We start from the raw sequence: 23,095 nt of genomic DNA on the forward strand, positions 1-23,095 counted from the left end.
TCAAGGTCTCCGATCCCCCCTGCCAGGAGCCGTCCGATGAAACGCCGAGACTTCCTCGCCACCTCCGCCGCGGCCGCCGCCGGTTCGAGCCTCATCGCCTGCCGTCCCCCCGAGACGTCCGCCGCCCCGCCCGTCACCTCCGGGCAGTGGGGTTCCGGCGACTACTCGCACGTCCCCGGCCTGGCCGGGCCCGCGCACGGGACCGTGTGGGGCCGGACGGGCGTGACGGCCTGCTCCGATTACTACGCGTCCCTCGCCGGCACGATGACCATGATGCGGGGCGGGAACGCCATCGACGCGCTGGTCGCCGCGTGCGCCACCCTGAACGTGTCCGACCCCTACATGTCCGGGATCGGCGGCTTCGGCGGCTACATGCTCATCTACCTGGCCGAGGAGAACCGCGTCGTCGGGCTGGACGCGCTCGGCCGCTCCCCCGCCGCCTCGTCGCCCGCCACGATGACGCTGGACGACTTCGCGATGGGCTACAAGGCCCCGATCGTGCCCGGGGCCTTCAAGGGCTGGGCCGCCGCGCTCGAGCGCTACGGCACGATGAGCCTGGGCGACGTGTTCGAACCCGCCATCCAGCTCGCCGAGGACGGTTTCGTGATCTCGAAGTTCGACGAGAGGTACACGCAGTCGAGCGCGGACAAACTGAGCCGCTACCCTTCGACCACACGCGTGTTCTTCCCGAACGGCCGCCCGCCCCGCATGGGCGAGATCATCAGGCAGCCCGAACTCGCCGCGAGCATGCGGCACCTCGCCCGCGTAGGGGCGGACGACCTCTACAAGGGCGAACTCGCCGACCGCATCGTCGCCTTCCTGGCCGAGAACGGCGGGCACATGACGAAGGCCGATCTCGAAAGCTACGAGGTCGAGTGGAGGGAGCCGATCACGACGACCTTCCAGGGGCACGACCTGTTCGCGATGCCGCCGGGTTCGTGCGGGATGTCGATGTTCCAGGCGCTCAACATCATGGACGGCTTCGACCTCGCGAACATGGATCTGTACGGGTCGGAGTTCGTGCACCTGTGGCTCGAGGCGTTCAAGCTGGCCCTCGCCGACGACGACATGTACAACACCGGGAAGGAAGACGTGGAGATCCCGGTCGACATGATCATCTCCAGGGAATACGCCGATGAGCAGCGGGCCAGGATCGACCCCGCGCGGGTCGCCTCCTTCTCCGGGGCCCCGCTCCCGTTCTACGGGACGACGAGTCTCTCCACGGCGGACCGCTGGGGGAACGCGGTCGCCTTCACGCAGTCGCTGGTCAACGGGTACGGGAGCGGCGTGATCGCCGGCGACACCGGGATCTTCCTCAACAACGGCCACATGTTCGGCTTCGTGCTCGAGGAAGGGCACGTGAACCACCTCGAGGGCGGCAAGCGGGCGAAGGGCGTGATGACGCCGTGCATCATGATGAAGGACGGGAACCTGTTCGCGGCGGTCGGGGCGCAGGGCGGCTACACGATCCCGCAGACGGTGGGGCAGGTGATCACCAAGCTCGCGGTCGCGGGCATGGACATGCAGTTGGCGATCGCGTCGCCGCGCATGTGCGTCAACCGGGGCGGCGGCCGGACGCCGATCCCGGAGGACTCCGTCACCTATCTGGAGGCGGGATTCCCGCCCGAGGTCTACGAGGAGCTGGCCGACCGCGGCCACTACCTGGCCGAGCCCGGCAACCTGGGCGGCGTGCAGGGCGTGTACCGGGATGCGGAGACCGGCGCCCTCGCCGGGGGGTCCGACCCGCGCCGCGATGGGCACGCGATCGCCTGGTGAGACGGGGACGGGGGTCTTGAGCGGCGGACTACTCCCGGTCTAGGATCAGGGACTGCGATCCCCCCTGCCAGGAGCCGTCCCATGAGACGCCGAGACTTCCTCGCCACCTCCGCCGCCGCCGCCGCAGGCTCCAGCCTCATCGGCTGCCGTCCTCCCGAGACTGCGAGCGCGACCACCAACGCAGGCGGGCAGTGGGGCCCCGGCGGCGATTCGAACGTCCCCGGCCTGCTCGGGCCCGCGCACCGGACCGTCTGGGGCGCAAGGGGCGTGACGGCCGCCGCCGACTACTACGCGTCGCTCGCCGGCACGACGATCATGATGCAGGGCGGGAACGCGGTGGACGCCATCGTGGCCGCGGCCGCCATGCTGAACGTGTCCGAGCCCTACATGTCCGGGATCGGCGGCTTCGGCGGCTTCATGCTCATCTATCTGGCCGAGGAGAACCGCGTCGTCGGACTGGACGCGCTCGGCCGGTCGCCCGCCGCGTCATCTCCCGAGACGATGACGCTCGACGACTTCGAGATGGGCTACAAGGCCCCGATCGTCCCGGGCGCCTTCAAGGGGTGGGCCGCGGTGCTCGAGCGCCACGGCACGATGAGCCTCGGCGACGTGTTCGAGCCCGCGATCCAGCTCGCCGAAGACGGTTTCGTCGTCTCGCGCTTCGACGAGATCCATACGAACGGCGCCGCCGCCGAGAAGCTCGGCCGCTTTCCCTCGACGACGCGCGTCTTCTTCCCCAACGGACGCCCGCCGCGCATGGGCGAGATCATCAAGCAGCCCGAACTCGCCGCGAGCATGCGCCGCCTCGCGCGGGAGGGCGCGGACGACTTCTACAAGGGCGAACTCGGGGACCGCGTCGTCAGCTTCCTGCAGGAAAACGGCGGCCACATGACGAAGGCCGACCTCGAGTCGTTCGACGTGACATGGAAGGAACCGATCACGACGACGTACCAGGGCCACGATCTGTACGCGATGCCGCCGGGCTCGTGCGGCATGTCGATGTTCCAGGCCCTCAACATCATGGACGGTTTCGACCTTCCGAACATGGATCTGTACGGGTCGGAGTTCGCCCACCTGTGGCTCGAGTCGTACAGACTCGCCCTCATCGACGACGACCGGTACAACACGGGGAAGGAAGACGCCGATATCCCGGTCGACATGATCATCTCCAAGGAGTACGCGGACGAGCAGCGGGCGAAGATCGACCCCGCGCGCATCGCCTCTTTCGCCGGCGCCCCGCTCCCGTTCTTCGGGACGACGAGCCTCTCCTCGGCCGACCGCTGGGGGAACGCGGTCGCCTTCACGCAGTCGCTCGTGAGCGGCTACGGGAGCGGCGTGATCGCGGGCGACACCGGAATCTTCCTCAACAACGGCCACACATTCGGCTTCGTGCTCGATGAAGGGCACGTCAACCACCTCGAGGGCGGCCAGAAGGCGAAGGGCGTGATGACGCCGTGCGTCGTGATGAAGGACGGCAACCTCGTCGCGGCCGTGGGCGCCGCGGGCGGTTACACGATCCCGCAGACCGTCGGGCAGGTGATCACCAAGCTCACCGTGGGCGGCATGGACATGCAGCTCGCCATCGCTTCCCCGCGCATGTGCCTCAACCGGGGCGGAGGGCGGACGCCGATTCCGGAGGACTCCGTCACCTATCTCGAGGCGGGATTCCCGCCCGAGGTCTACGGGGAGCTGGCGGACCGGGGCCACAATCTGGCCGAGCCCGGCAACCCGGGCGGCGTGCAGGGGGTGTACCGCGACGCGGAGACCGGCGCCCTCGCCGGCGGCTCGGACCCGCGGCGGGACGGCCACGCCATCGCCTGGTGAGAATCAGGCGGTGCGCCCCTGCGGCGGCCGGGCTGGCGGCGCTGGCCGGCTTCGCCTGTGGGGAGGGGGCGTCGACAGCCGGCGATGAGGGGGCGAGCGTGGCCGCGGTGAGCGCGCTCGTCCGCAACCAAGCCCTGCACGTGCCCATGCGCGACGGCGTCCGCATCGCGGTCGACGTCTGGCTTCCGGACGGCATCGAGCCCGGCGACCGCTTGCCCGCCATGATCCGGGCGACCCGCTACTGGCGCGCCCGGGACGAGGTCGGCATACGCCTCGAGAAAACCGCGAACTTCGCCGAGGCCGAGCGCTGGAACCGGGCCGGCTACGCGCTCGTCCTCGTCGACGGGCGCGGGAGCGGGGCCTCGTTCGGGATCCGCCGCTTCGAACTGGCCGAGGACGAGGTGCGCGATTACGGAGAGGTCGCGGACTGGATCGCGGCCCAGCCGTGGTCCAACGGACGAGTGGGGGCGTACGGGGTCTCCTACGCCGGCAACACGGCCGAGATGCTGGCCGTGAACGGGAATCCGGTCGTGAAGGCGGTCGCGCCGCTCTTCAACGACTTCGACAACTTCGGCCACCTCATCTTCCCCGGCGGCGTGCTCACGGTCGGCTTCCTCGAGGATTGGTCGAACCGCACCCGCATGCAGGACCTGAACGACATGTGCGGTCTTTCGGACGCGACCGGGCCGGCGTGCGACGAGGTGCTCGGGCGCGTGACCGGGGTGAAGCCGGTCGACGCGGATCACGACGGGTTCCTGCTCGCGGCGGCCGTCGCCGAACACCGGGCCAACACGGTGCCCTTCGAGGCGGCGCTGGAATACGAGTTCCGCGACGATCCGTTCGGCCCCTACGGCGAGACGAACGTCGGGCACCGGCGCAGCCCCTCCGGCCACCTGCCGCAGATCGAGGAATCGGGCGTGGCGATGTTCATCCGGGTCGGCTGGCAGGACGCCGCGACCGTGAACGGCACCCTCGGCCGCTACAACACGATCTCGAACGCCCAGCAGGTGTTCATCGGCCCGTGGGATCACGGTGCCAGCAACGACACCGACCCCTTCAGGCCGGTCGACACGCCCGTCGACCCCGACGCCGCGACGCAGTTCGCGGAACTCGTCGTCTTCTTCGACGCGCACCTCAAGGAAGACGGGTCCGGGGAAACGCCGACCGAGATCCACTACTACACCCTCGGCGCCGACCGCTGGACGCGCACGGAGACCTGGCCCCCCGAGGGCTTCGACGACGTGACGTGGTACTTCCGCGAGGACGGCGCACTCTCGACCGAAGCTCCCGCCTCGGAAGCGGGGGAGGACCGCTACACGGTCGACTTCACGGCCACGACCGGGACCCGGAACCGCTGGTACACGAACGGCGGCGGCGGCGATGTCGTGTACGGCGACCGGCGGGCCGAGGACGAGAAGCTGTTGACCTACACGAGCGCGCCCTTCGCGGTCGATACGGAGATCACCGGCCACCCCGTCGTCACCCTCCACCTGGCTTCGACGGAGACGGACGGCGCGTTTCTCGTCTATCTGGAGGATGTCGCCCCGGACGGGACGGTGCGGTACCTCACCGAGGGACAGCTCCGCGGGATGATGCGGGCGGTGACCGACGACCCGCCGCTGTACCGCAAGTACGGGCCGCACCGCGGCGAGTCACGCGCGGACGCCCTGCCCCTCGTTCCGGGAGAAGTCGCCGAACTCGGCTTCGATCTGTGGGCGACCTCGGTCCTGATCCGGGCCGGACACCGGATCCGGGTCGCTCTCGCCGGCGCGGACGCGGACACCTTCCTGCGTTACCCGCGCAACCGAAGCGTCCCGGATCTGTCGGTCCAGCGCAACGCGATGCATGCCTCCCGCATCGTGCTGCCGATGCGGCCGAACTAGGTCGGATCGGTCACGAGTTCGAGTGTCGTGGTCATCTCCGTCGGCATGGCCATGCCCCCCATCCCCATCTCGACGCTCAGCTGGCTCTCCTGACGCACATACCTGCCTTCGTCGAGATCCACGACCATCGACCCGCTCAGCTCTCCACTGACGCTCATCGGCATCCCGCCCATGTCGAGACTCGATTCCACGGGGCCCGTGAAGGTGATCGTCGCCTGACCGTCTTCCAGGCTGGTGAAGGTGTACGTGAACTCCACCTCGATGTCCTGCGCCGGTCCGCCCAGCGACAGGGGGACCGGCACGATAGCCGTCCAGGAATCCCCCGCGGCGACCTCGGCCTCGGGGAGCCAGAAGAAGTTCGACCCCTCCAACAAGCCCTGCGCCGCCGCCTCGGCCTCATCGCCCGCGGCATTGTCGGCAGCGACGTTCAGCATCCGGCCGCGCGGGTCCATCTCGATCGTAAAGGCCCTGCCCGAGAGATCCGGCTGCGGGGGCCCCCCGGGCGTGCTCATCGTCATCGTGGACGAGTCGATCACCGTGCGCGAACGAATGACCTCGTCCGCCGCGCTCAGGATCGTCTGCGTCTGATGCGCGCGGAGCGTCATGGAGATGGGCATCATCGGATTCTGCACGCTCAGCTCCATGGAGTAGACGTAGAGGTTCACCTGGCCCTCGGGCGGGGCGAGCCGGAGGAGCGACTGCCCGCTCAGGGGTAGAGCGAAGGCGAGAGCGATCATGGTGGCGGTGCCGGCACCGCGCCGAACTGATTTCATTGGTTCTCCTCGAGGTACTGGGATTCCGGTAGCGGCCCCGTTCTCCTTCGGCCTCCGCCATCGGGCGCCCGCAACCTGCACGTCCGGGTCCCGGGGGGCCACTCGTTCTTCGCGATCAAGTGTTACCTGTCCGGCGTTATGGGTCCGGCAACAGCTCCAGCGTGGTCGTCGAACTCATCTTCATCGTCATCCCGCCCGTGCTCATGTCGAGGCTCGTCTGAGTCGTCTGGCTCTGGTAACGGCCCTCGGCCAGGTCCACGACCATCGTCCCGCTCATGGTCCCGGTGCTGCTCATCCCCATTTCCTCCACGGCCAGACTCATGTCGATCGGACCCTCGAACGAGAGAGTCACGAGGTTCCCCTCCAGGCTGACGAAGGTGTGCGTGAGTTCCACCTCCACGGACATCGCCGCAGGCCCCGCGGGGAAACTCATGGGCGCGTCGAGCGTCCAGGAATCCCCTGGGCTGACCTCCTCTTCGGGCAGCACGAAGTAGTTCGACTCCCCGAACATGCTCTCCAGGCTCAACCCCGCATCATCCGGCAGACCCTCGGTCTCGATAACACCAAGCATTCCGCCACGCGCATTCGAATGACCTCGTCCTCCACGCTCAGGACCGTCTGCGTCTGTTGCCAGCGCATGGTCATGAGAGGGCCGGTCGAGGGCATCATCGGATTCTCCATGTTCGTTTCCATGGAGTAGGCGTAACGGGATACCTGGCCTTCGGGCGGTACCAGCCGGAGCAGGAGCGGCCCGCGGAGGGGGGCAGGAGATACGGCCGGGGGCGGCCCCCAGGCAGCGAGCACGGTTGCGAGGGAGAGCGTCGTGGCCGCGGCGACACCGCGCCATGATGACTTCATGGGTCCTCCTTACAGTATTGAGACCCAACAGCGTTGAGGCTCAAACCTGCCCGATCGGGCGCGGACAGGCCACTGGCCCCGAGGGCGATATGCCTTGCCTTACCCCGCAGTTGAGACGGGATTCATACGCGCCGCGATACATTTCGCATGGCTCCGAAGATCCTGGAACTCCCGGCCAGCGAGCGCCCGCGGGAGCGGCTGCGCCGCTTCAGCGCCGACGCGCTCTCGACGACCGAACTGCTCGCGGTCGTGCTCGGGGCTGGCGCTACAGGGCGCTCGGCGGTGGACGTGGCGGGCGGCCTCCTCACCGCCTTCGGCGGCTCCCTGCGCGAGATGGGGAGGTCGGAGCCCGCCGAACTCGAGAAGACCGCGGGGATCGGCCCTGCCCGTTCGGCTGCGGTGGCCGCCGCGCTCGCGCTGGGTCGGCGTCTGGCGGCGGAGCCCGCGCGCGCCAGCGCCCGCATCCGCAGCCCGGCGGACGTGTTCGGGCGTCTCGGACCCCTGCTGCGCGACCGCCGGCAGGAGGAGTTCTGGGTCATCTACCTGAACACGCAGAGCCAGGTTCTGCTCGAGCGCCGCCTCACCGTCGGGCTCCTCAACAGCTCGCTCGTCCACCCCAGGGAGGTCTTCGCGCCGGCGATCGCGGCGGCATCCGCCTCCCTGATCCTCGCCCACAACCACCCGAGCGGCGACCCCGAGCCTTCGCCCGAGGACATCGCCGTCACCTGCCAGCTCGTCGAGAGCGGCCGGCTGCTGGGGATCCCCGTCCGCGACCACGTCATCCTCGGCGATCGCGAATACGTCAGCCTTCGCGAACGCGGTGTCTGCTAGCCCTCACCACGGCGGCGCGCCGACGGGGCGCGCCGAAGGGGCGTCCCGCTGCTACCTTGAAAGGTTGTCGGAGCGAGCGGGGCGTGACTTCGCACGATCGGAGCGCGAAGCGTGGAGAGCAGCGTCAAGCAGGCAGCCGGCCGGGCCGCGCCGGGAGCGGGCCCGCGTTCGCTGCTGCCCAAAGACTTCATGAAGGCGATCGAGGGCTACGAGGACCGGCTCGACCTCGACCTGCTCGCGCTCGCGTTCCAGTACAGCTTCGAGAAACACGAGGGCCAGAAACGGCGCTCCGGCGAGGACTACATCCGCCACTGCGTCGAGGTCGCCAAGATCCTCATCGACATCCGGCTCGACACCGTGAGCCTCGCCGCCTCGCTGCTCCACGACGTCGTCGAGGACACGGACACCACGGTCAGCGAGATCCGGACCGAGTTCGGCGACGAGATCGCCACGATCGTGGACGGCCTCACCAAGATCTCCCTGTTCGCGCTGGGTTCGATGGCCGAGCGGCAGGTCGAGACCTACCGGAAGCTCCTCCTCTCGATGGCGCGGGATGCGCGCGTGATCCTGGTCAAGCTCGCGGATCGCCTCCACAACATGCGCACGCTGGAGCACATGCCGGCCGGCGCGCGCAAGCGGATCGCCCTCGAGACGCGGGAGATCTACGCGCCTCTCGCGCACCGTCTCGGGGTCGCCAGGATAAAGTGGGAGCTCGAGGATCTCGCCTTCAAGTTCCTGGAACCGGAGGGCTACCGGAAGCTCGTGGGGGAGGTCAAGGCCACCCGCGGGGAGCGCGAGGAACTGATCCGGCGCATGGAGGAGCCGCTGCGGGCCGAGCTGGCGGCCGCGGGAATCGACGGCGAGGTCACGGGCCGTCCCAAGCACCTGTGGTCCATCTACGGCAAGATGGTCAAGCGCGACAAGCCGTACGAGGAGGTCTACGACACGCTGGCCATGCGCCTCATCGTGAGTTCCGTCCGCGACTGCTACCACGCGCTCGGGATCGTACACAACAAGTGGACCCCGCTCACCGAGCGCTTCCACGACTTCATCGCCACGCCGAAGTCGAACATGTACCAGAGTCTGCACACGACGATCTTCGGCCCCGGCGGCGCCCTGTACGAAATCCAGATCCGCACGCACGAGATGCACCGCACCTCCGAGCACGGGATCGCGGCGCACTGGCGCTACAAGGAGGGCCGGTCGGGGGACGAGGTCGACGACGAACTCGCGTGGTTCCGGCAGGTGCTCGAGTGGCAGCAGGAGACGCGCGAGCCGGAGGAGTTCATGGAGTTCCTCCGCATCGACCTCTTCCAGGACGAGATCTTCGTCTTCACCCCGGCCGGCGACGTGAAGCAGCTGCCGAAGGGGGCGACCCCGATCGATTTCGCCTTCGCGGTGCATACCGAGATCGGACTCCACTGCGCGGGGGCGAGGGTCAATGAGAGGATCGCGCCCCTCAGCCGGCCACTGCGGAACGGGGACACGGTTCACATCATCACCTCGGACGCGCAGACCCCGAGTCGTGACTGGCTGGGTTTCGTCCGCAGCAGCAAGGCGCGGCACGATATCCGGCAGTGGATTCGCCGCGAGGAGGAGGATTCGGCCCGCGGCCTGGGGAAGGAAATCGTCCAGCGCGAATGGAGGCGCCGCCGGCGCGGGAAGGTCGACGAGGCGGCGGTCCGGACGGCCTGCGAGACGCTCGGCTACGACTCGCCCGACACCCTCTTCGCGGCCACGGGACGCGGGGACATCGGACTCACGCGCGTCATGCGGGCGATCCTCCCCGAAGTGGTCCCCGAGGTGCCGGAGCGGAGTCCGAGCCCCCTTAACAAGCTCGTGGACAAGATATGGGGCGGGGGCGGGAAGGGGATCCGGATCCAGGGGATGGACAACCTGATGGTCCGCTATTCCCAGTGTTGTCAGCCCGTCCTCGGGGACAGGGTCATCGGCTATATCACCCGGGGTCGGGGGGTCTCGATCCACAGGCAGGACTGTCCCAACGTCCTCAACCTCTCACAGGCACCGGAACGCCGCGTGGAGATCGAATGGGAAGCGCACGGCCAGCGTCGCTTCCTGGTGCGGATCGTGATGGAGGGGACGGACCGTCACGGTCTGTTCGCGGACATCGCGCGAGCCGTGAGCGACACGGGCACGAACATTCAGTCGGCCGACATCAAGGGCGTCGAGGGCGGGATGCGGGGCCAGTTCGTCGTGGAGGTCGAGAACCTCAGCCACCTGCAGAAGGTCATGCGCAAGGTGCAGGGCGTGAAAGGCGTGCTCTCGGTCGAGCGCAAGGAATCCTTCGGCGAGAGCGACCTCACGCTCGAGTAGCGACTCGAATACCACTATGCCCAGCTTCGATCTTCAGCTTCCGTTCGAGCCCACGGGGGACCAGCCCGCCGCGATCCGCGAGCTGGCGGACGGCGTGCGCCGCGACGAGAAGTGGCAGACGCTGCTCGGGGTGACGGGGAGCGGCAAGACCGTGACGCTGGCGGCCATGATCGCCGAGGTCAACCGTCCGACGCTCGTCATGAGCCACAACAAGACGCTCGCCGCGCAGCTCTATGGTGAACTGCGACAGTTCTTTCCGCGCAATGCAGTCGAATATTTCATCTCTTACTATGACTATTATCAGCCGGAAGCCTATGTGCCGTCCACGGATACATACATAGAGAAAGACGCGTCGATAAACGAGGACATCGATCGCCTTCGGCTGCGCGCCACGTCCTCGCTCATGGAACGGCGCGATGTGATCGTCGTCGCCTCTGTCTCCGCCATATACGGACTCGGAGACCCGGCCGGCTACCGGGAACTGATGCTCACGTTGCGCGAGGGACAGGAGATCTCGCGACGCGAGATCCTCTCTTCGCTCGTGCAGGTCCAGTATTCCCGCAACGATCTCGACTTCGTGCGCGGGACCTTCCGGGTGCGGGGTGACGTCATCGAGGTCCTCCCGGCGTACGAGGAACAGGGGGTGCGGATCGAACTCTGGGGTGACGTCATCGAGCGCATCTCGAAGATCGATCCCATGACCGGGGTCACGATCACGCGCCTGCCCGAGACGTCGATCTTTCCCGCCACCCACTACGCCACGCTGGGCCACCGGCTGGAGGAGGCCCGCGAGGCCATCTACGTGGAACTGGAGGAGCGTCTGCTCCACCTGCGGCGCGAGGGCATGCTGCTCGAGGCGCAGCGGCTCGAGCAGCGGACCCGCTTCGACCTCGAGATGCTCACGGAGGTGGGCTTCTGCCCGGGCATCGAGAACTACAGTCGGCACCTCGACCGGCGGGCGCCGGGCGAGCGTCCCTACTGCCTCCTCGACTATTTTCCCGACGACTACGTGGTGGTCGTGGACGAGTCGCATGTCTCGATCCCCCAGATCGGCGCCATGTACGAGGGCGACCGCAGCCGCAAGCGGACGCTGGTCGAGTTCGGCTTCCGGCTGCCATCGGCACTCGACAATCGGCCGCTTTCCTTCAAGGAATGGGAGGAAGTGGTGCCCGGCGTGATCTTCGTCAGCGCGACGCCGGGCGAGTACGAACTCCGGAAGAGCGGCGGCGTGGTCGTGGAACAGTTGATCCGGCCCACGGGCCTGCTCGATCCGGCGGTCGAGGTGCGGCCGGTTCGCGGGCAGGTGGATGACCTGCTGGGCGAGATTCGCCGCCGGACGGAACGGCGCGAGCGGGTGCTCGTGACGACGCTGACCAAGCGGATGGCGGAGGACTTGTCCGAATTCCTGGCCATGCGGGGGGTGCGGGTCCGCTACCTGCACTCCGACATCGCCACGATCGATCGGGTGAAGATCCTCCGCGACCTCAGGCTCGGGACGTTCGATGTCCTCGTGGGGATCAACCTGTTGCGAGAGGGGCTCGATCTCCCGGAGGTCTCTCTCGTGGCGATCCTCGACGCGGACAAGGAGGGTTTCCTGCGCTCGGACCGTTCGCTCGTGCAGACGATCGGGCGGGCGGCCCGGCACCTCGCGGGCACGGCGATTCTGTACGCGGATCGCGTGACGGACTCCATGCGCCGGGCGATGGACGAGACCGCGCGGCGGCGGGAGGTGCAGGCGGCGTACAACCAGGAGCACGGGATCGAGCCCCGCTCCATCGTGAAGTCCGTGCGGGAGATCCGCTTCTCGACCGCGGTCGCCGACGCGCGCGAGGCGCAACCGGCGGTCTTCGAGCGGGAGGGAGCCTACGAGAAACTGTCGGCGGAGGAGCTGGCCGACGCCATCGAGAAGGACATGCGCGTTGCCGCCGCCGCGCTCGACTTCGAGGCCGCGGCGCGTCTGCGCGACGAGCTGTTCGAGATTCGCGCGCGGATCGATGGCGGGGCGCGAACGCGCCCCCCCGGGCTGCCGGCTTCCGCGGCGGATCCGGCATGAAACCGGCGGTCCTCGACGAGGCGGGGCTCGTCCGCTGGGGGCGTGCGCTCGGGGAGACCGCCGCTCGCGAGACCGTGTTCGTCGCGCTCCTCGGACCGCTGGGCGCCGGGAAGACGCGTCTCGCGCAGGCGGCGTGCGCCGGGGCCGGCGTGCGCGACCCCGTCACGAGTCCGACCTACACGCTCGTCCATTGGTACGAGGGAGACGGGGGGGCCGTCGCCCACGCGGACCTGTACCGCATCCGCGACGCGTCGGAGCTGCCGGGGCTGGGCTGGGAGGAACTCGAGTCCCACCCGGGGGCGGTCTTCGTCGAGTGGGCGGAGCGAGCGGGCGGGGAACTCCCGCCCGACCGGTGGGAGGTCCGGCTCGAGTTCGCCGCGGGCGGAGCGATGCGGAACGTCACGGCGCGGGCGCTGGGGGACGCCCCTCCCATCCCGGACCCCGCCCTTCACGCCAGGGCGGCCCGGACGCCCTCGTGCTGACCCTGGCGCTGGAGACGAGTACGCGGCTGGGGAGCATCGCCCTCGGGCGCGGCGACGAGTTGATCTCGGAGTGCGCGCTCGCGGTCCGGGCCACGCATTCGGAGACGGTGCTCGACGAAGTGGCGCGCCTCCTCGCGCGAGCCCGCGTCGACGCCGGCCGGGTCGAGCGCCTCGTGATCGGCGCGGGTCCCGGCTCGTTCACGGGGGTGCGGATCGCGGCGGCGCTCGCGAAGGGTTGGTGTCACGCGCGGGACGTGCCGCTCCATGCCTACTCCAGCCTGCGCTCCGTCGCCGCCTCCGCGGGGCGCGAGCGGGTGTGCGCGCTGTTCGACGCCCGCCGCGGCGAGGTGTACGGGGCTGCGTACCGGAGCGGCGGGCTGGAGGGTCCGGTCCTCGGGCCCGCGGCGTGCGCCATCGAGGCGTGGCTGGACCGGCTGGATGACCCGGCCGCCTGGTCCTTCGCCGGGGAGGGGGCGATCCGCCAGCGGGCCCGGATCGAGGCGCGCGGGGGCAGTGTCCTCCCGGCCTTTCTCGGGGTGCCGCGGGCGGCGGCGCTGCTCTGGCTCGCCGAGAGGATCCCCCGGGGCCGCGTGGACGACATCGAGTTGTGGGAGCCCCGGTACGTCCGGAGTCCCGGCGCCGAACGCCAGGCCCGCCGCCAGGCCGAACGCCAGGGCGGGCGCCACGGTGGACGCCGGTAAGCCGCCGCCCCGGATCCGGCGGCTCGCCGCGGCCGACCTTCCGCGGGTGGTCGCGATCGAGGAAGCGAGCTTCGCCGCGCCGTGGTCCGCGCAGACGTTCCGAAACCTCCTGCGGCGCCGCGACGCCTGTCTCTTTTCGGCGGTCGACGAAGGCGAGCGGGTCGTGGGGTACGCCGCCGTGTGGTTCGCCGGCCCACAGGGAGAGCTGGGGGACCTCGCCGTCGACCCGGTCGAGCGCCGCCGCGGCATCGGGGCCCGCCTGGTGGAAGCGGTTCTCGCGGAGGCGCGGTCGCGCGGGGCGCGGCAGATCTTCCTGGAAGTGCGCGAAGGAAACCGCGGCGCGCAGGGCCTCTACCGCAGCTGCGGCTTCGAGGTCGTTGGACGGCACCCGGCGTACTACGCGGGCCCGACCGAGGACGCGCTGACCATGCGCCGGTTGCTGGTCCGTTGATCCTCTTTCGGAACCTCCGAAGACCTCATCTATTGTCGGGCGAAGGTCCGGCGGAAACACTCGATCGATCATCCGGGAGGCGGAAGATGGCGCGGAGTCTGAACAAGGCCACACTCATCGGGAACCTGGGGGCGGACCCCGAGGTCCGGTCCACGAACGCGGGGACGCGGGTCGCAACGCTCTCCGTGGCGACGAGCCGCCGCTGGACGAGTCGGGCGGGCGAGCCGCAGGAGAAGACGGAATGGCATCGCGTGGTTTGCTGGGACAAGCTCGCCGAAATCTGCGAGCGGTATCTGAGCAAGGGAGATCGCGTGTACGTCGAAGGGCGGATCGAATACCGCCAGTGGGAAGGGCAGGATGGCCAGACCCGCTACACGACCGAGATCCGCGCGCTCGAGATGATCATGCTCGGGAGCAGTGGCGGCCGGGAGAGCTACTCGAGCACGGAGGCGGGGCCGGCGAAATCGGACTTCTCGGAGTTCTCGAACCAGTCGGTGGCGGGGGAGGACGACCTCCCGTTCTGACCGTCCGGAGACGCGGCGTCGACCCCCCGGCATGTCCACCCGGATCCTCCTGACCGCCGCCCTCGCCTCGTACGCGGGCGCCTGGCTGCTTCAGGTCGCCGATTTCAGGGGAGGCGGAGCGGCGCGCCGTCCTCCTTCGGGCGTCCTCGCCATCGGGGCGGTGTGCCTCCATTCGGCGGCGCTGCTCGCGTTCTGGTTCACGTACGGAACGCCGCCGCTGTCCGGCTTCGGGCCTGCCTCCGCCTTCCTCGCGTTCGCCCTCGCCACGGGATTCCTGCTCGCGAGTCGCTCGCGCGAACGCTGGTCGGCGGGCCTCCTGGTCCTGCCCATGGTGATCGCGTTGCTTGCGGCGAGCCTCGTGGCGGGACTTGCGCCGACCCTGGCCGATCCGCGCCTGCAGGGGCCGTGGCTGGTGGCCCATGTGCTCCTCGTGTTCGGCGGATGCGCCAGCCTGCTGCTCGCCTCCGTCGCCGCCGCGATGTATCTGTTTCAGTTTCGCGCCCTCAAGAGGAAGGATTTCGGTAAGGTGTTCCGCTTCTTCCCCTCGCTCGAGAGTCTGGACCGGATGAATCGGATCGGACTCGCCGGAGGGCTTTCCGCACTTGCGATCGGGCTGCTGGCGGGGTGGAGCCTCTCCCTCACGTTCGGACGCGGCCTGGCGCTGGGGGACTCGGACGTGGCCTTCGGCCTCCTGACGTGGGTCGTGTACGCCGCGGCCCTGGGCGCCCGCCGCGGGACGCGCGGGTTCGGGCCCCGGCCGGCGCGGGTCTCGGTGGCCGCGTGCGTGGCCAGCGGTGTCGGGTTCGTCGCCCTCCGGGTGCTCGGGCCGGCCACGGAGTTCTTCCTGTGACGGGCTCGCGGAGCCGCCCCGGGGCGGAGAGCGGCCCCCCACCGGCCGATACGCTGCTCGTCGTCGGCGTGAGTCACAGGACCGCGCCGATCGATGTCCGCGAGCGCTTCGCGTTGGGGAGCGAGCGGACGGCCGAGTGGGTCGCTGGCCTCGTCGCCACACCGGGCGTCTCGGAATGTGTCGTCCTCTCGACCTGCAACCGCACCGAGTGCTATCTGGCCGGAAGTGGCGGTCACGAACTCGACGCGGTCGCGCGGGAGGCGCTGTGCCGCGCCTCGGGTCTTGGGGACCAGGGGGCCGGCTACCTGAGAACGCTGGGCGGGGAACGGGCCGTGCGGCATCTGTTCCGGGTTACGAGCGGACTGGAATCGCTCATCGTCGGCGAACCGCAGATCCAGGGACAGGTGCGGGGGGCCTACCGCGAGGGGCCGCCGCCGGCCGCCGGGCCCGTCCTTCATCGCCTCTTTCAGTCCGCGCTCGGCGCCGGGGGTCGGGTGCGGGCCGACACCGCGATCGCGGGCGGCGTGACCTCCATCCCGGCTGCCGCCGTACGCCTCGCTCGCAAGGTGTTCGGCTCTCTCGACGACCGGACCGTCCTCGTCCTCGGCACCGGCGAGATGGGACGGCTCACCGCGAGGTGCCTGAGGAGGGAGGGCGCCCGCCGCCTCTTCATGGCGAGCCGCAATCCCGCCCGCGCCGAACGCGCGGGCCGGCCGTTCGACGCCCTCCCCCTGGGGCGCGCGGCGGCGCTGGAGAGCCTGCATCGCGTGGATCTCATGGTGACGTGTACCGAGTCGGAGGCCGCCTTCGTGCGGGAGGAGCACGTCCGGCGTCGAGGGATCGGCGGGACGCCGCTCCTCATCCTCGACATCGCCGTTCCCCGCAACGTCGATCCGCGGGCGGGCGATGTCGGCGATGTCTTCCTGTACAACATCGACGACCTCCGCCGAGTCGTGGACCGGGCCCGCGAAGCGCGCGAGTTCGAACGTGAACGGGCCGACGCGATCATCGAGCGGCACGTCGGCAAGTACTGGGCGTGGCACCGCAGCCGGCGAGCCGATCCGGCGGTGCGGGCGCTGCGCGACACCGCCCGCCGCCTCGTGTCGGACGGACTGGCCGGGCGCCCGGCGGGGCCCCGCGACGCGGACGCGGACGAAGCCCTGCGGCTGGCGAGTCGCGCCGCGCTGAACAAGCTTCTGCACGGCCCGACGCGGGCGATCCGGTGGCTGGCCGAACAGCCTGGGGGCGACGCGTGCCTGCGTGCGCTGGAACCATGGCTGGCGGCCGGTAGCGGGGGGGCGCCGCGGGCTGCTAGTGTAGACTCGCTGGCGGCCCGGACGGTCGGATCTCGACGGACGCGCGAGGGCACGGACTGAGGCGGATCCCGGAGGCGGATCCCGTTCGCAGGCCCCGGGGACAGTGGAACGGGTGGGGAAGTCAGGAGAGAGTGGATGAGCCCTGGCAGGGTGCTCGTGACGGGTGGCGCCGGCTTTATCGGATCTCACGTCTGTGAAGCGTACCTGGTGCAAGGCTGGGAAGTGACCGCGCTCGACAATCTGGACGGCGGGCGCGCCGCCAACGTGCCGCGGGGCGTACACCTCATCGAAATGGACATCCGCGACGAGGGCGTCCGCCGTGTCTTCCGCGACGGCGGGTTCGATGTCGTCAACCATCACGCCGCGCAGGCGAACGTTCGCGACTCGGTGTCCCGCCCGCGTCACGACGCCTCCGTGAACGTCGACGGACTCCTCAACCTGCTCGAGTGCGCTCTCGAGTTCGGCCTCTCCCGGTTCGTGTTCATCTCGTCGGGAGGCGCCCTCTACGGGGAGGCGGCCGGGTTTCCCATCCCCCGCGCGGCGCCGAAGCGGCCGCTGTCGCCCTATGGCGTCAGCAAGCTGGCCTCGGAGCACTACCTGGATGCGTTCCGTCGCCTCCGGGGTCTGGAGTACGTCGCCCTGCGCTACGCGAACGTGTACGGCCCCCGTCAGGATCCTCACGGCGAGGCCGGCGTGGTCGCGATCTTCGCCCGGCGCATCCTCGATGACGAACGACTCGTCGTCTTCGGCGACGGCGAGCAGACGCGGGACTTCGTCTTCGTGAAGGATGTCGCCGCGGCCAACATCCTCGCGACGAACGCAGACCTCCCCCGGGCCGGCGGGCTGGATGACGTCGCCTTCAACGTCGGTACGGGAGAGCGCACGAGCATCAACGCGCTGGCCACCGCCATGATCGAGATCGCGGGTCGCGCGGTGGGGATCGCGCGCGAACCCGCGCGTCCTGGAGACCCCATGCACAACGGCCTCGACTGCTCGGAGATACGGGCCCTCGGCTGGAGCCCGGCCCATTCGCTGGACGCCGGTCTGCGGGAGACCTGGGACTTCATCGCCCGGGAGGCCGCGTGATGACGGCGGTCGCGAGCGTGACGGCCAAAGTCGTGGCGGCCAAGGTCGTGGCGGTCGTTCAGCAGCTTCCGGAGCGGGTCATCGATTCTCCGCTCGACATGGTGCTGGGCGCCACGCTCCCGACGAAGGTCATCCTCACCGTGCTCGCGGCCTTCTCGCTCCTGTCCTGGATCCTGATCATCTGGAAGTTTCGCGAGTTGCGTGCGGTGAACGCGCAGGCCGACGACTTCGTGTTCGCGATGGCGGGATCCGGTGACCTCGCGAGCCTCAACGACGCGCTCCGGGAACTCGAGGATTCCCCGTTCAGGAGGGTGTTCCGGGAGGGGATCGCGTTCTTCTCCGACCTGCGTCCGGGGGCCCTCGCGACCCGTCATGTCGGCGAGGGTCTGAGCTCGACGCAACTGGAGGCGCTGTGGCTGACGCTCGAGAAGAGTCTCTCCGAGGAAAGCGATGAACTCTCGCACGGGTTGCCGTGGCTGGCGATCATCGGATCCGTGAGTCCCCTGCTGGGTCTCATGGGGACGGTCGTGGGCGTGATGAACTCGTTCATCGGCATCACCTCCCAGGGGTCCGCGAACATCGCGGCCGTCGCGCCGGGCATCGCGGAGGCGCTGACCACCACGGTCGCGGGCCTCGCCGTCGCGATCCCGGCGGTGATCGCATACAACCACTATGCCTCTCGCCTGCGTCTCTTCACGGGGGAACTGGAGGGGTTCGCGAGCGAGTTCGTGGGATCGCTGGCGCGCGAGGGCCGCGTTTGAGCCAGGCCCACGGGCCGCCGGCGGAGCGGGGGAGGCACCGGGAATGAGAAGACGGTTCAAACAGCGGGGGGACGGGACCGGAGCGCTGGCGGAGATCAGCGTCACGAGCCTCGTTGACGTCGCCTTCACCCTCCTCATCATCTTCATGATCACGGCGCCCATCCTCCAGGGCGGGATCGAGATCGACGTGCCCGAAGCCGCCTCCGGGCCGCTGAGCGCCTCCGATGCGCTCGTCGTCTCGATCGACGCGGAGGGGCAGATCTACCTCGATGACGTTCCCGTGACGTACGAGGAGTTCGACGCCACGATCGAGGCGGCGCTGGAACGCTTCGATTCGGACAACGTGTTCATCAAGGCGGACGGCGATATCGCGCTGCGCCTGGCGCTGCGCGTGATGGGAAGCATCGACGAGGCCGGCGGGATCGTGAGCATCGTGACCCAGCCCGAACCGCGCCGCCGGCCGTGAGCCGGAATCCGGAACGCCGTCGCGAGCGTCGCCACGGGGGGCCGCCCCGGCAGGCCCTGTACGGCTCGTTCGGCGTGCACGGAGCCCTGGCGGTGCTGGCCTTCCTCGGCAACGCCGTCCTCCGCCCGGTGCAGATGCCGCGGGCTGTTCGAGTCAACATGGTGGCGGCCGCCCCGGAGGACGCCCCGATCCGGCTCGACCCGACGCCGCCTGAGATCGCGGAGGAGGAGTACCGCCCGCCGCCGCCCGAGCCGACGCCCGACCCGGTGCCCCAGGTCGAGACGCCGACCGTGGAGGCCGAGGCACCGGTCGAGCGCGAGCCCGAGCCGGAACCCGCCCGGGCCGAGGAGGTCGGGGAAGAGATCCAGAGCATCCGGATCGCCGGCGACGCCTCGGCCTACCCCGAGTACCAGCAGAACATCATCCGCCAGATCCAGCGTTATTGGCGGCCGCCGCAGGGGGCCCGCGACCTGCAGGCGGAGGTCTACTTCATCATTCACCGCGACGGCCGGGTGAGCGGGCTCGACTGGGTCGCGAGGTCGGGGAACCGGACCTTCGATCTCGTGGCGATGAGCGCCGTGGAATCCGCCGGCCTCGCCGAGGCTTTCGGACCGCTGCCGGAGAATTTCCCGGCCGACGCGCTGGCCGTCTCCTTCTTCTTCGACCCGAGCGGCCGCTGACGTGGCCCCGATCCCGTCCGCCTCGATCCGGCGCGCCACGGTCCGATGGGCCCCATGGGCCCTGATCCTCGCCGCGTGCGCCGCTCCACTCTCGGCCCAGGAGCAGGAGCCGGCCGGCGCGGTGCGTCTCGGGCTCACGTACGAACCGGGCTACGTGCCGGGCATGGTGATCGTGCCGGTGAGCGCCGCGACGGGGCTCGACCCGTTGGCCGAAGCGGTCGGCGAGATCCTGCGGACCGATCTCGACTATTCGGACCGGTTCGACATCATCGAGCTGCCCGACACGGTCTCCCTGAGCGGTCCCCCGAACTACGCGCTGTGGAACCAGCTCGGGGCCGTGTGGCTCGTCACCTCGGAGGTTTCCTTCGCGCCGGGGACGCAGACCCCCATCCTCCGGGTCGGCCTGCACGATGTCGTGTACGGGAACCTCGCCAACGTACAGGCGTTCAGCCTGCCCGAACCGGGAGCGGACGACTTCCGCATGGCCATCCACCGGGTGTCCGACCAGATCGTGTCGTGGGCGACGGGAGGGCGCGGCATCGCCGCGACGCGGATCGCCCTCAGGCGGAAGGACGGCGACGGGTCCTCCCACATCCTCCTCATCGACAGCGACGGCCACAATCCGCGCCGCCTCGGCGGCGGCGGCCAGAACGTCTTCTCCCCCGCCTACTCGCGGGACGGGATGCGTCTCGCGTACACGATCCAGGACGAGACCGGGCACTTCGCGCTCGTCGAAGCGAATCTGATCACCGGCAGCCGTCGCACCGTGGCTTCGGGGACGCTGCTCATATCGCCGGCCTACGCGACGGACGGGCGGCTGGCCTACGCGGAGGGAGTCGGCGGGGGTTCGCGCATCCTCTTCGAAGGAGCGGAACGACTGACCGAAGGCCGGGGGCGGGCGCTCAATCCCAGCTTCTCTCCGGACGGGGCGTGGTTCGCGTACGAGGCCGCTCCGACGGATGAACCCCAGGTCTACGTTCGGCGCATCTCGGGGGGACCCGCGCGCAGGATCAGCATCTACGTTCGGCGGGAAGACACGAACGCGGCCGGACCGACCTGGTCTCCGAACGGCGACCGGATCGCCTACTCGGCGCTGAGCAACAGTCGGTGGCAGATCTTCACCGTCAACCCCGATGGCACGGACCGGCGCATGCTGACCCGGCGAGGCGAGAGCGAGGACCCGAGCTGGGCGCCCGATGGAAGGCACATCGTCTTCGCATCGCGGGACGCGCAGGGCTCCGCGATCTGGATCCTCGACACCGTGACCGGGCGCGCCCGGACCCTCACGGCCGGACGCCTCGACGGCCTGCCCGACTGGTCGCCGCCGCTCCCTCCCGGCTCGTGAACGAGGGGCGGTTCCGCGGGTTGCGGCGTGACGGGGCCGCGATAGGTTACAATTCCGTGGTGAAGCGGACCCATGGGTGGTATTCCTCTACAGGTGGTGTTCGCAACATTCCGGCAATCTCAGGCTCGGCGACCCGCACAAAGGAGACCTCGATGCGGCTTGGCTACCGATTCGCTCCTGTTCTCGTCATCGCGCTGCTGGCAGCGGCGTGCAGTGGAAACCCGGAACCGGAGCCGGTTCCCCCGCCCCCGCCCCCCCCGCCGCCGCCGGCGGCCGTTGACGATGGTTCCCGGCGTGAGGCCGCCGCCGACCGCATCTGCGAGCGCGCGATGACCGCAATGCAGTCGGGGGACTACACGACGGCGCGCGAACTGCTCGAGCAGGTCGTGCGCGACTATCCCGGAACGACGTGTGCCGATTCGGCCCCCGCGGAGATCGAGCGCGCGATGGCGGGCGAGGCGATCGTGGCCCGGGTTCACTTCGACTACAACGTCGCGGACATCACCGACGACGCCGCCGGAACCCTCCAGCGCAAGGCCGACGCGCTGCGCGCGTACCCCGACATCCGTCTCAGGATCGAAGGGCATTGCGACGAGCGCGGCTCGCTCGAGTACAACCAGGCGCTCGGCTTGAGGCGCGCCCAGGCCGCGATGGAATACCTCGGCAGCCTCGGGATCGACGCGGGTCGGCTCGATGTCGTGACCTTCGGCGAGGAACGGCCGCTCACGACGGGCAGCAACGAGTCGGCCTGGCGCCAGAACCGCCGCGGTGAGTTCGTGGTCACGGATGGGGACATCTAGGTGAGCCGGGCGGCGGTCGCCGTGCTGTTGGGCGTGGCGGCCGCCTCCTGCGCGTCCCGGGCGGACGTGGAGGAGATGGGGGATGCCCTCCGAGAGGATATCCGCGCGCTCGAGGAAGGGCAGCGTCTCCTCCTCGACCGGGTGGAGGGCAGCCTCGACAACCTCGAGACTTCGAGCGAGCGACGCGAGGCGACCGGACGCGGGGAGCTGGAGCGGCGGACGAGCCGCCTGGAGGTCCTCGTCGAGCAAAACATCGAGCTCTCCACCGAGAACAACCAGTTGCTCGCCAACATCTACGAGAATCAGCGTCTCGCGGGGGCTCCGTCCCCGGTGGGAGGCCCGACGGGAAGCCCCCGGCCCGCCGACCCCGGCCCGGTTTCCACCTCCGGGTCGGAGGAGGCTCCCCAGTTCTACGGGATGGCCCTGGACACGTTCAATCAGGGGCTCCTCGAGTCGGCCCGCGGGGCGTTCCGCGACTTCATGGTCCAGTGGCCCCGCCACGAGCTGGCGCCGGATGCCCAGTTCATGCTCGCCCGCACGTTCGAGGACGACGAGGACCTCGGGAACGCGCTCGAGGAGTACCGCCGCCTGACCGAACTCTACCCCAACTCGGGCCGGGCCCCGGCGGCGCTCTATCGCCGCGGGGTGATCGAGGCGACGCGAGGCAACACGGCGCTGGCACGGCAGCTGTTCACCCAGATCGAGAGCGGCTATCCGAACAGCCTCGAAGCACCGGCGGCCCGCCGGGAACGCGAGAGGCTGGGCGGTTAGCGCCGAAACCGTGACCGCAGACGGCCATGCAGTGCCCTCGATGTAACGACCCCGAACATCGGGTCGTCGATTCCCGGACGAGTCGCGGAGGCCGCGTGATCCGCCGCCGCCGCGAGTGTCTCTCGTGCGGCGAGCGGTTCACCACCTACGAACAGGTGGAGCGGGAACCCCTCATGGTTCGGAAGAGCGACGGCGGTTCGGAGACCTACGATCGCGGGAAGCTCCTCGCGTCGATTCGCCTCGCCTGCGCCAAGCGTCCCATCTCCAACAACGACATCGAATCCCTCGTGGATGAGGTCGAGGAGCAGTTGGAGGCGGAGGACCCGCGCGACGTAGCGAGTCGCCGCCTCGGCGAACTCGTGATGGCACGCCTCCGCGCCATGGATCAGGTGGCGTACGTGCGCTTCGCCAGCGTCTACCGGAACTTCCAGGACACGACGGAGTTCATGGAGGAGGTGCGCCGGCTGCTCAGCCGCGCGGGGCACAGCGCGGCCGGCCAGGTGGACCTGTTCTCAGAAGGGAGCGACTGA

The 23,095-nt window shown here is 69.6% G+C and carries 23 protein-coding genes; 20 read left to right on the forward strand and 3 right to left on the reverse strand.

Annotated elements, in window-relative coordinates:
* Positions 1–36: 36 nt before the first annotated feature.
* The 3 genes from ggt (ACOOHF_RS11860) to ACOOHF_RS11870 all read left to right on the forward strand — a co-directional run bounded on the left by ggt (ACOOHF_RS11860) (position 37) and on the right by ACOOHF_RS11870 (position 5,483).
* Positions 37–1,776 carry a gamma-glutamyltransferase gene (ggt, locus tag ACOOHF_RS11860; protein WP_420461830.1) on the forward strand — a complete coding sequence of 580 codons (1,740 nt, stop codon included), beginning with the start codon at positions 37–39 and terminating at the stop codon, positions 1,774–1,776.
* Between the two features lie 81 nt (positions 1,777–1,857).
* Positions 1,858–3,600 carry a gamma-glutamyltransferase gene (gene ggt, locus ACOOHF_RS11865; protein WP_420461831.1) on the forward strand — a complete coding sequence of 581 codons (1,743 nt, stop codon included), beginning with the start codon at positions 1,858–1,860 and terminating at the stop codon, positions 3,598–3,600.
* Entirely contained in the window at positions 3,597–5,483 is a 1,887-nt protein-coding gene (locus ACOOHF_RS11870; protein WP_420461832.1) for a CocE/NonD family hydrolase, read from the forward strand. Before ggt (ACOOHF_RS11865) ends, ACOOHF_RS11870 begins: the two co-directional genes overlap by 4 nt.
* Here the strand turns inward: ACOOHF_RS11870 and ACOOHF_RS11875 are convergent.
* From ACOOHF_RS11875 to ACOOHF_RS11885, 3 genes are all read right to left on the reverse strand, one after another.
* The gene (locus tag ACOOHF_RS11875; protein ID WP_420461833.1) at positions 5,480–6,256 is read right to left on the reverse strand and encodes a DUF6263 family protein; all 777 of its coding nucleotides are present in this window, start codon (positions 6,254–6,256) and stop codon (positions 5,480–5,482) included. The genes ACOOHF_RS11870 and ACOOHF_RS11875 overlap by 4 nt on opposite strands.
* Before the next feature lie 136 nt (positions 6,257–6,392).
* Complete coding sequence (locus ACOOHF_RS11880; RefSeq protein WP_420461834.1) at positions 6,393–6,782, reverse strand: DUF6263 family protein; 390 nt, start codon at positions 6,780–6,782, stop codon at positions 6,393–6,395.
* A complete protein-coding gene (locus ACOOHF_RS11885) occupies positions 6,779–7,114 on the reverse strand; it encodes a hypothetical protein (RefSeq protein ID WP_420461835.1) in 336 nt (111 codons plus the stop codon). Before ACOOHF_RS11885 ends, ACOOHF_RS11880 begins: the two co-directional genes overlap by 4 nt.
* Before the next feature lie 147 nt (positions 7,115–7,261).
* Here ACOOHF_RS11885 and radC point away from each other — a divergent pair, with 147 nt between their 5' ends.
* From radC to nrdR, 17 genes are all read left to right on the forward strand, one after another.
* Complete coding sequence (gene radC, locus ACOOHF_RS11890; protein ID WP_420461836.1) at positions 7,262–7,945, forward strand: RadC family protein; 684 nt, start codon at positions 7,262–7,264, stop codon at positions 7,943–7,945.
* Positions 7,946–8,056: 111 nt separating this feature from the next.
* The gene (locus tag ACOOHF_RS11895) at positions 8,057–10,279 is read left to right on the forward strand and encodes a RelA/SpoT family protein (RefSeq protein WP_420461837.1); all 2,223 of its coding nucleotides are present in this window, start codon (positions 8,057–8,059) and stop codon (positions 10,277–10,279) included.
* Positions 10,280–10,295: 16 nt separating this feature from the next.
* Complete coding sequence (gene uvrB / locus ACOOHF_RS11900) at positions 10,296–12,332, forward strand: excinuclease ABC subunit UvrB (RefSeq protein ID WP_420461838.1); 2,037 nt, start codon at positions 10,296–10,298, stop codon at positions 12,330–12,332.
* Entirely contained in the window at positions 12,329–12,814 is a 486-nt protein-coding gene (tsaE, locus tag ACOOHF_RS11905; RefSeq protein WP_420461839.1) for a tRNA (adenosine(37)-N6)-threonylcarbamoyltransferase complex ATPase subunit type 1 TsaE, read from the forward strand. Before uvrB ends, tsaE begins: the two co-directional genes overlap by 4 nt.
* Positions 12,808–13,515, forward strand: coding sequence for a tRNA (adenosine(37)-N6)-threonylcarbamoyltransferase complex dimerization subunit type 1 TsaB (tsaB, locus tag ACOOHF_RS11910; RefSeq protein ID WP_420461840.1), 708 nt, complete (start codon positions 12,808–12,810; stop codon positions 13,513–13,515). The genes tsaE and tsaB overlap by 7 nt, the downstream gene beginning before the upstream one ends.
* Positions 13,502–13,966, forward strand: coding sequence for a ribosomal protein S18-alanine N-acetyltransferase (gene rimI / locus ACOOHF_RS11915; RefSeq protein WP_420461841.1), 465 nt, complete (start codon positions 13,502–13,504; stop codon positions 13,964–13,966). Before tsaB ends, rimI begins: the two co-directional genes overlap by 14 nt.
* 86 nt (positions 13,967–14,052) lie before the next feature.
* Complete coding sequence (locus tag ACOOHF_RS11920; RefSeq protein WP_420461842.1) at positions 14,053–14,490, forward strand: single-stranded DNA-binding protein; 438 nt, start codon at positions 14,053–14,055, stop codon at positions 14,488–14,490.
* Positions 14,491–14,521: 31 nt separating this feature from the next.
* Complete coding sequence (gene ccsA / locus ACOOHF_RS11925; RefSeq protein WP_420461843.1) at positions 14,522–15,340, forward strand: cytochrome c biogenesis protein CcsA; 819 nt, start codon at positions 14,522–14,524, stop codon at positions 15,338–15,340.
* Positions 15,337–16,716, forward strand: a complete 1,380-nt coding sequence (hemA, locus tag ACOOHF_RS11930; protein WP_420461844.1) for a glutamyl-tRNA reductase — start codon at positions 15,337–15,339, stop codon at positions 16,714–16,716. Before ccsA ends, hemA begins: the two co-directional genes overlap by 4 nt.
* A gap of 75 nt (positions 16,717–16,791) precedes the next feature.
* Complete coding sequence (locus ACOOHF_RS11935) at positions 16,792–17,742, forward strand: NAD-dependent epimerase/dehydratase family protein (protein WP_420461845.1); 951 nt, start codon at positions 16,792–16,794, stop codon at positions 17,740–17,742.
* Positions 17,742–18,503, forward strand: coding sequence for a MotA/TolQ/ExbB proton channel family protein (locus tag ACOOHF_RS11940; protein WP_420461846.1), 762 nt, complete (start codon positions 17,742–17,744; stop codon positions 18,501–18,503). Before ACOOHF_RS11935 ends, ACOOHF_RS11940 begins: the two co-directional genes overlap by 1 nt.
* A 43-nt stretch (positions 18,504–18,546) precedes the next feature.
* Positions 18,547–18,969, forward strand: a complete 423-nt coding sequence (locus tag ACOOHF_RS11945; protein ID WP_420461847.1) for an ExbD/TolR family protein — start codon at positions 18,547–18,549, stop codon at positions 18,967–18,969.
* Positions 18,966–19,649 (forward strand): TonB C-terminal domain-containing protein, encoded by a 684-nt coding sequence (locus tag ACOOHF_RS11950; RefSeq protein WP_420461848.1) that lies wholly within the window; start codon positions 18,966–18,968, stop codon positions 19,647–19,649. The genes ACOOHF_RS11945 and ACOOHF_RS11950 overlap by 4 nt, the downstream gene beginning before the upstream one ends.
* A 1-nt stretch (position 19,650) precedes the next feature.
* Positions 19,651–20,994, forward strand: a complete 1,344-nt coding sequence (locus ACOOHF_RS11955; RefSeq protein WP_420461849.1) for a hypothetical protein — start codon at positions 19,651–19,653, stop codon at positions 20,992–20,994.
* 152 nt (positions 20,995–21,146) lie between these two features.
* A complete protein-coding gene (locus ACOOHF_RS11960; RefSeq protein WP_420461850.1) occupies positions 21,147–21,794 on the forward strand; it encodes an OmpA family protein in 648 nt (215 codons plus the stop codon).
* The gene (locus ACOOHF_RS11965; RefSeq protein ID WP_420461851.1) at positions 21,795–22,565 is read left to right on the forward strand and encodes a tetratricopeptide repeat protein; all 771 of its coding nucleotides are present in this window, start codon (positions 21,795–21,797) and stop codon (positions 22,563–22,565) included.
* Positions 22,566–22,591: 26 nt separating this feature from the next.
* Positions 22,592–23,095 carry a transcriptional regulator NrdR gene (gene nrdR, locus ACOOHF_RS11970; protein WP_420461852.1) on the forward strand — a complete coding sequence of 168 codons (504 nt, stop codon included), beginning with the start codon at positions 22,592–22,594 and terminating at the stop codon, positions 23,093–23,095.

Source organism: Candidatus Palauibacter sp. (genome assembly GCF_965216145.1).
Lineage (GTDB): Bacteria > Gemmatimonadota > Gemmatimonadetes > Palauibacterales > Palauibacteraceae > Palauibacter.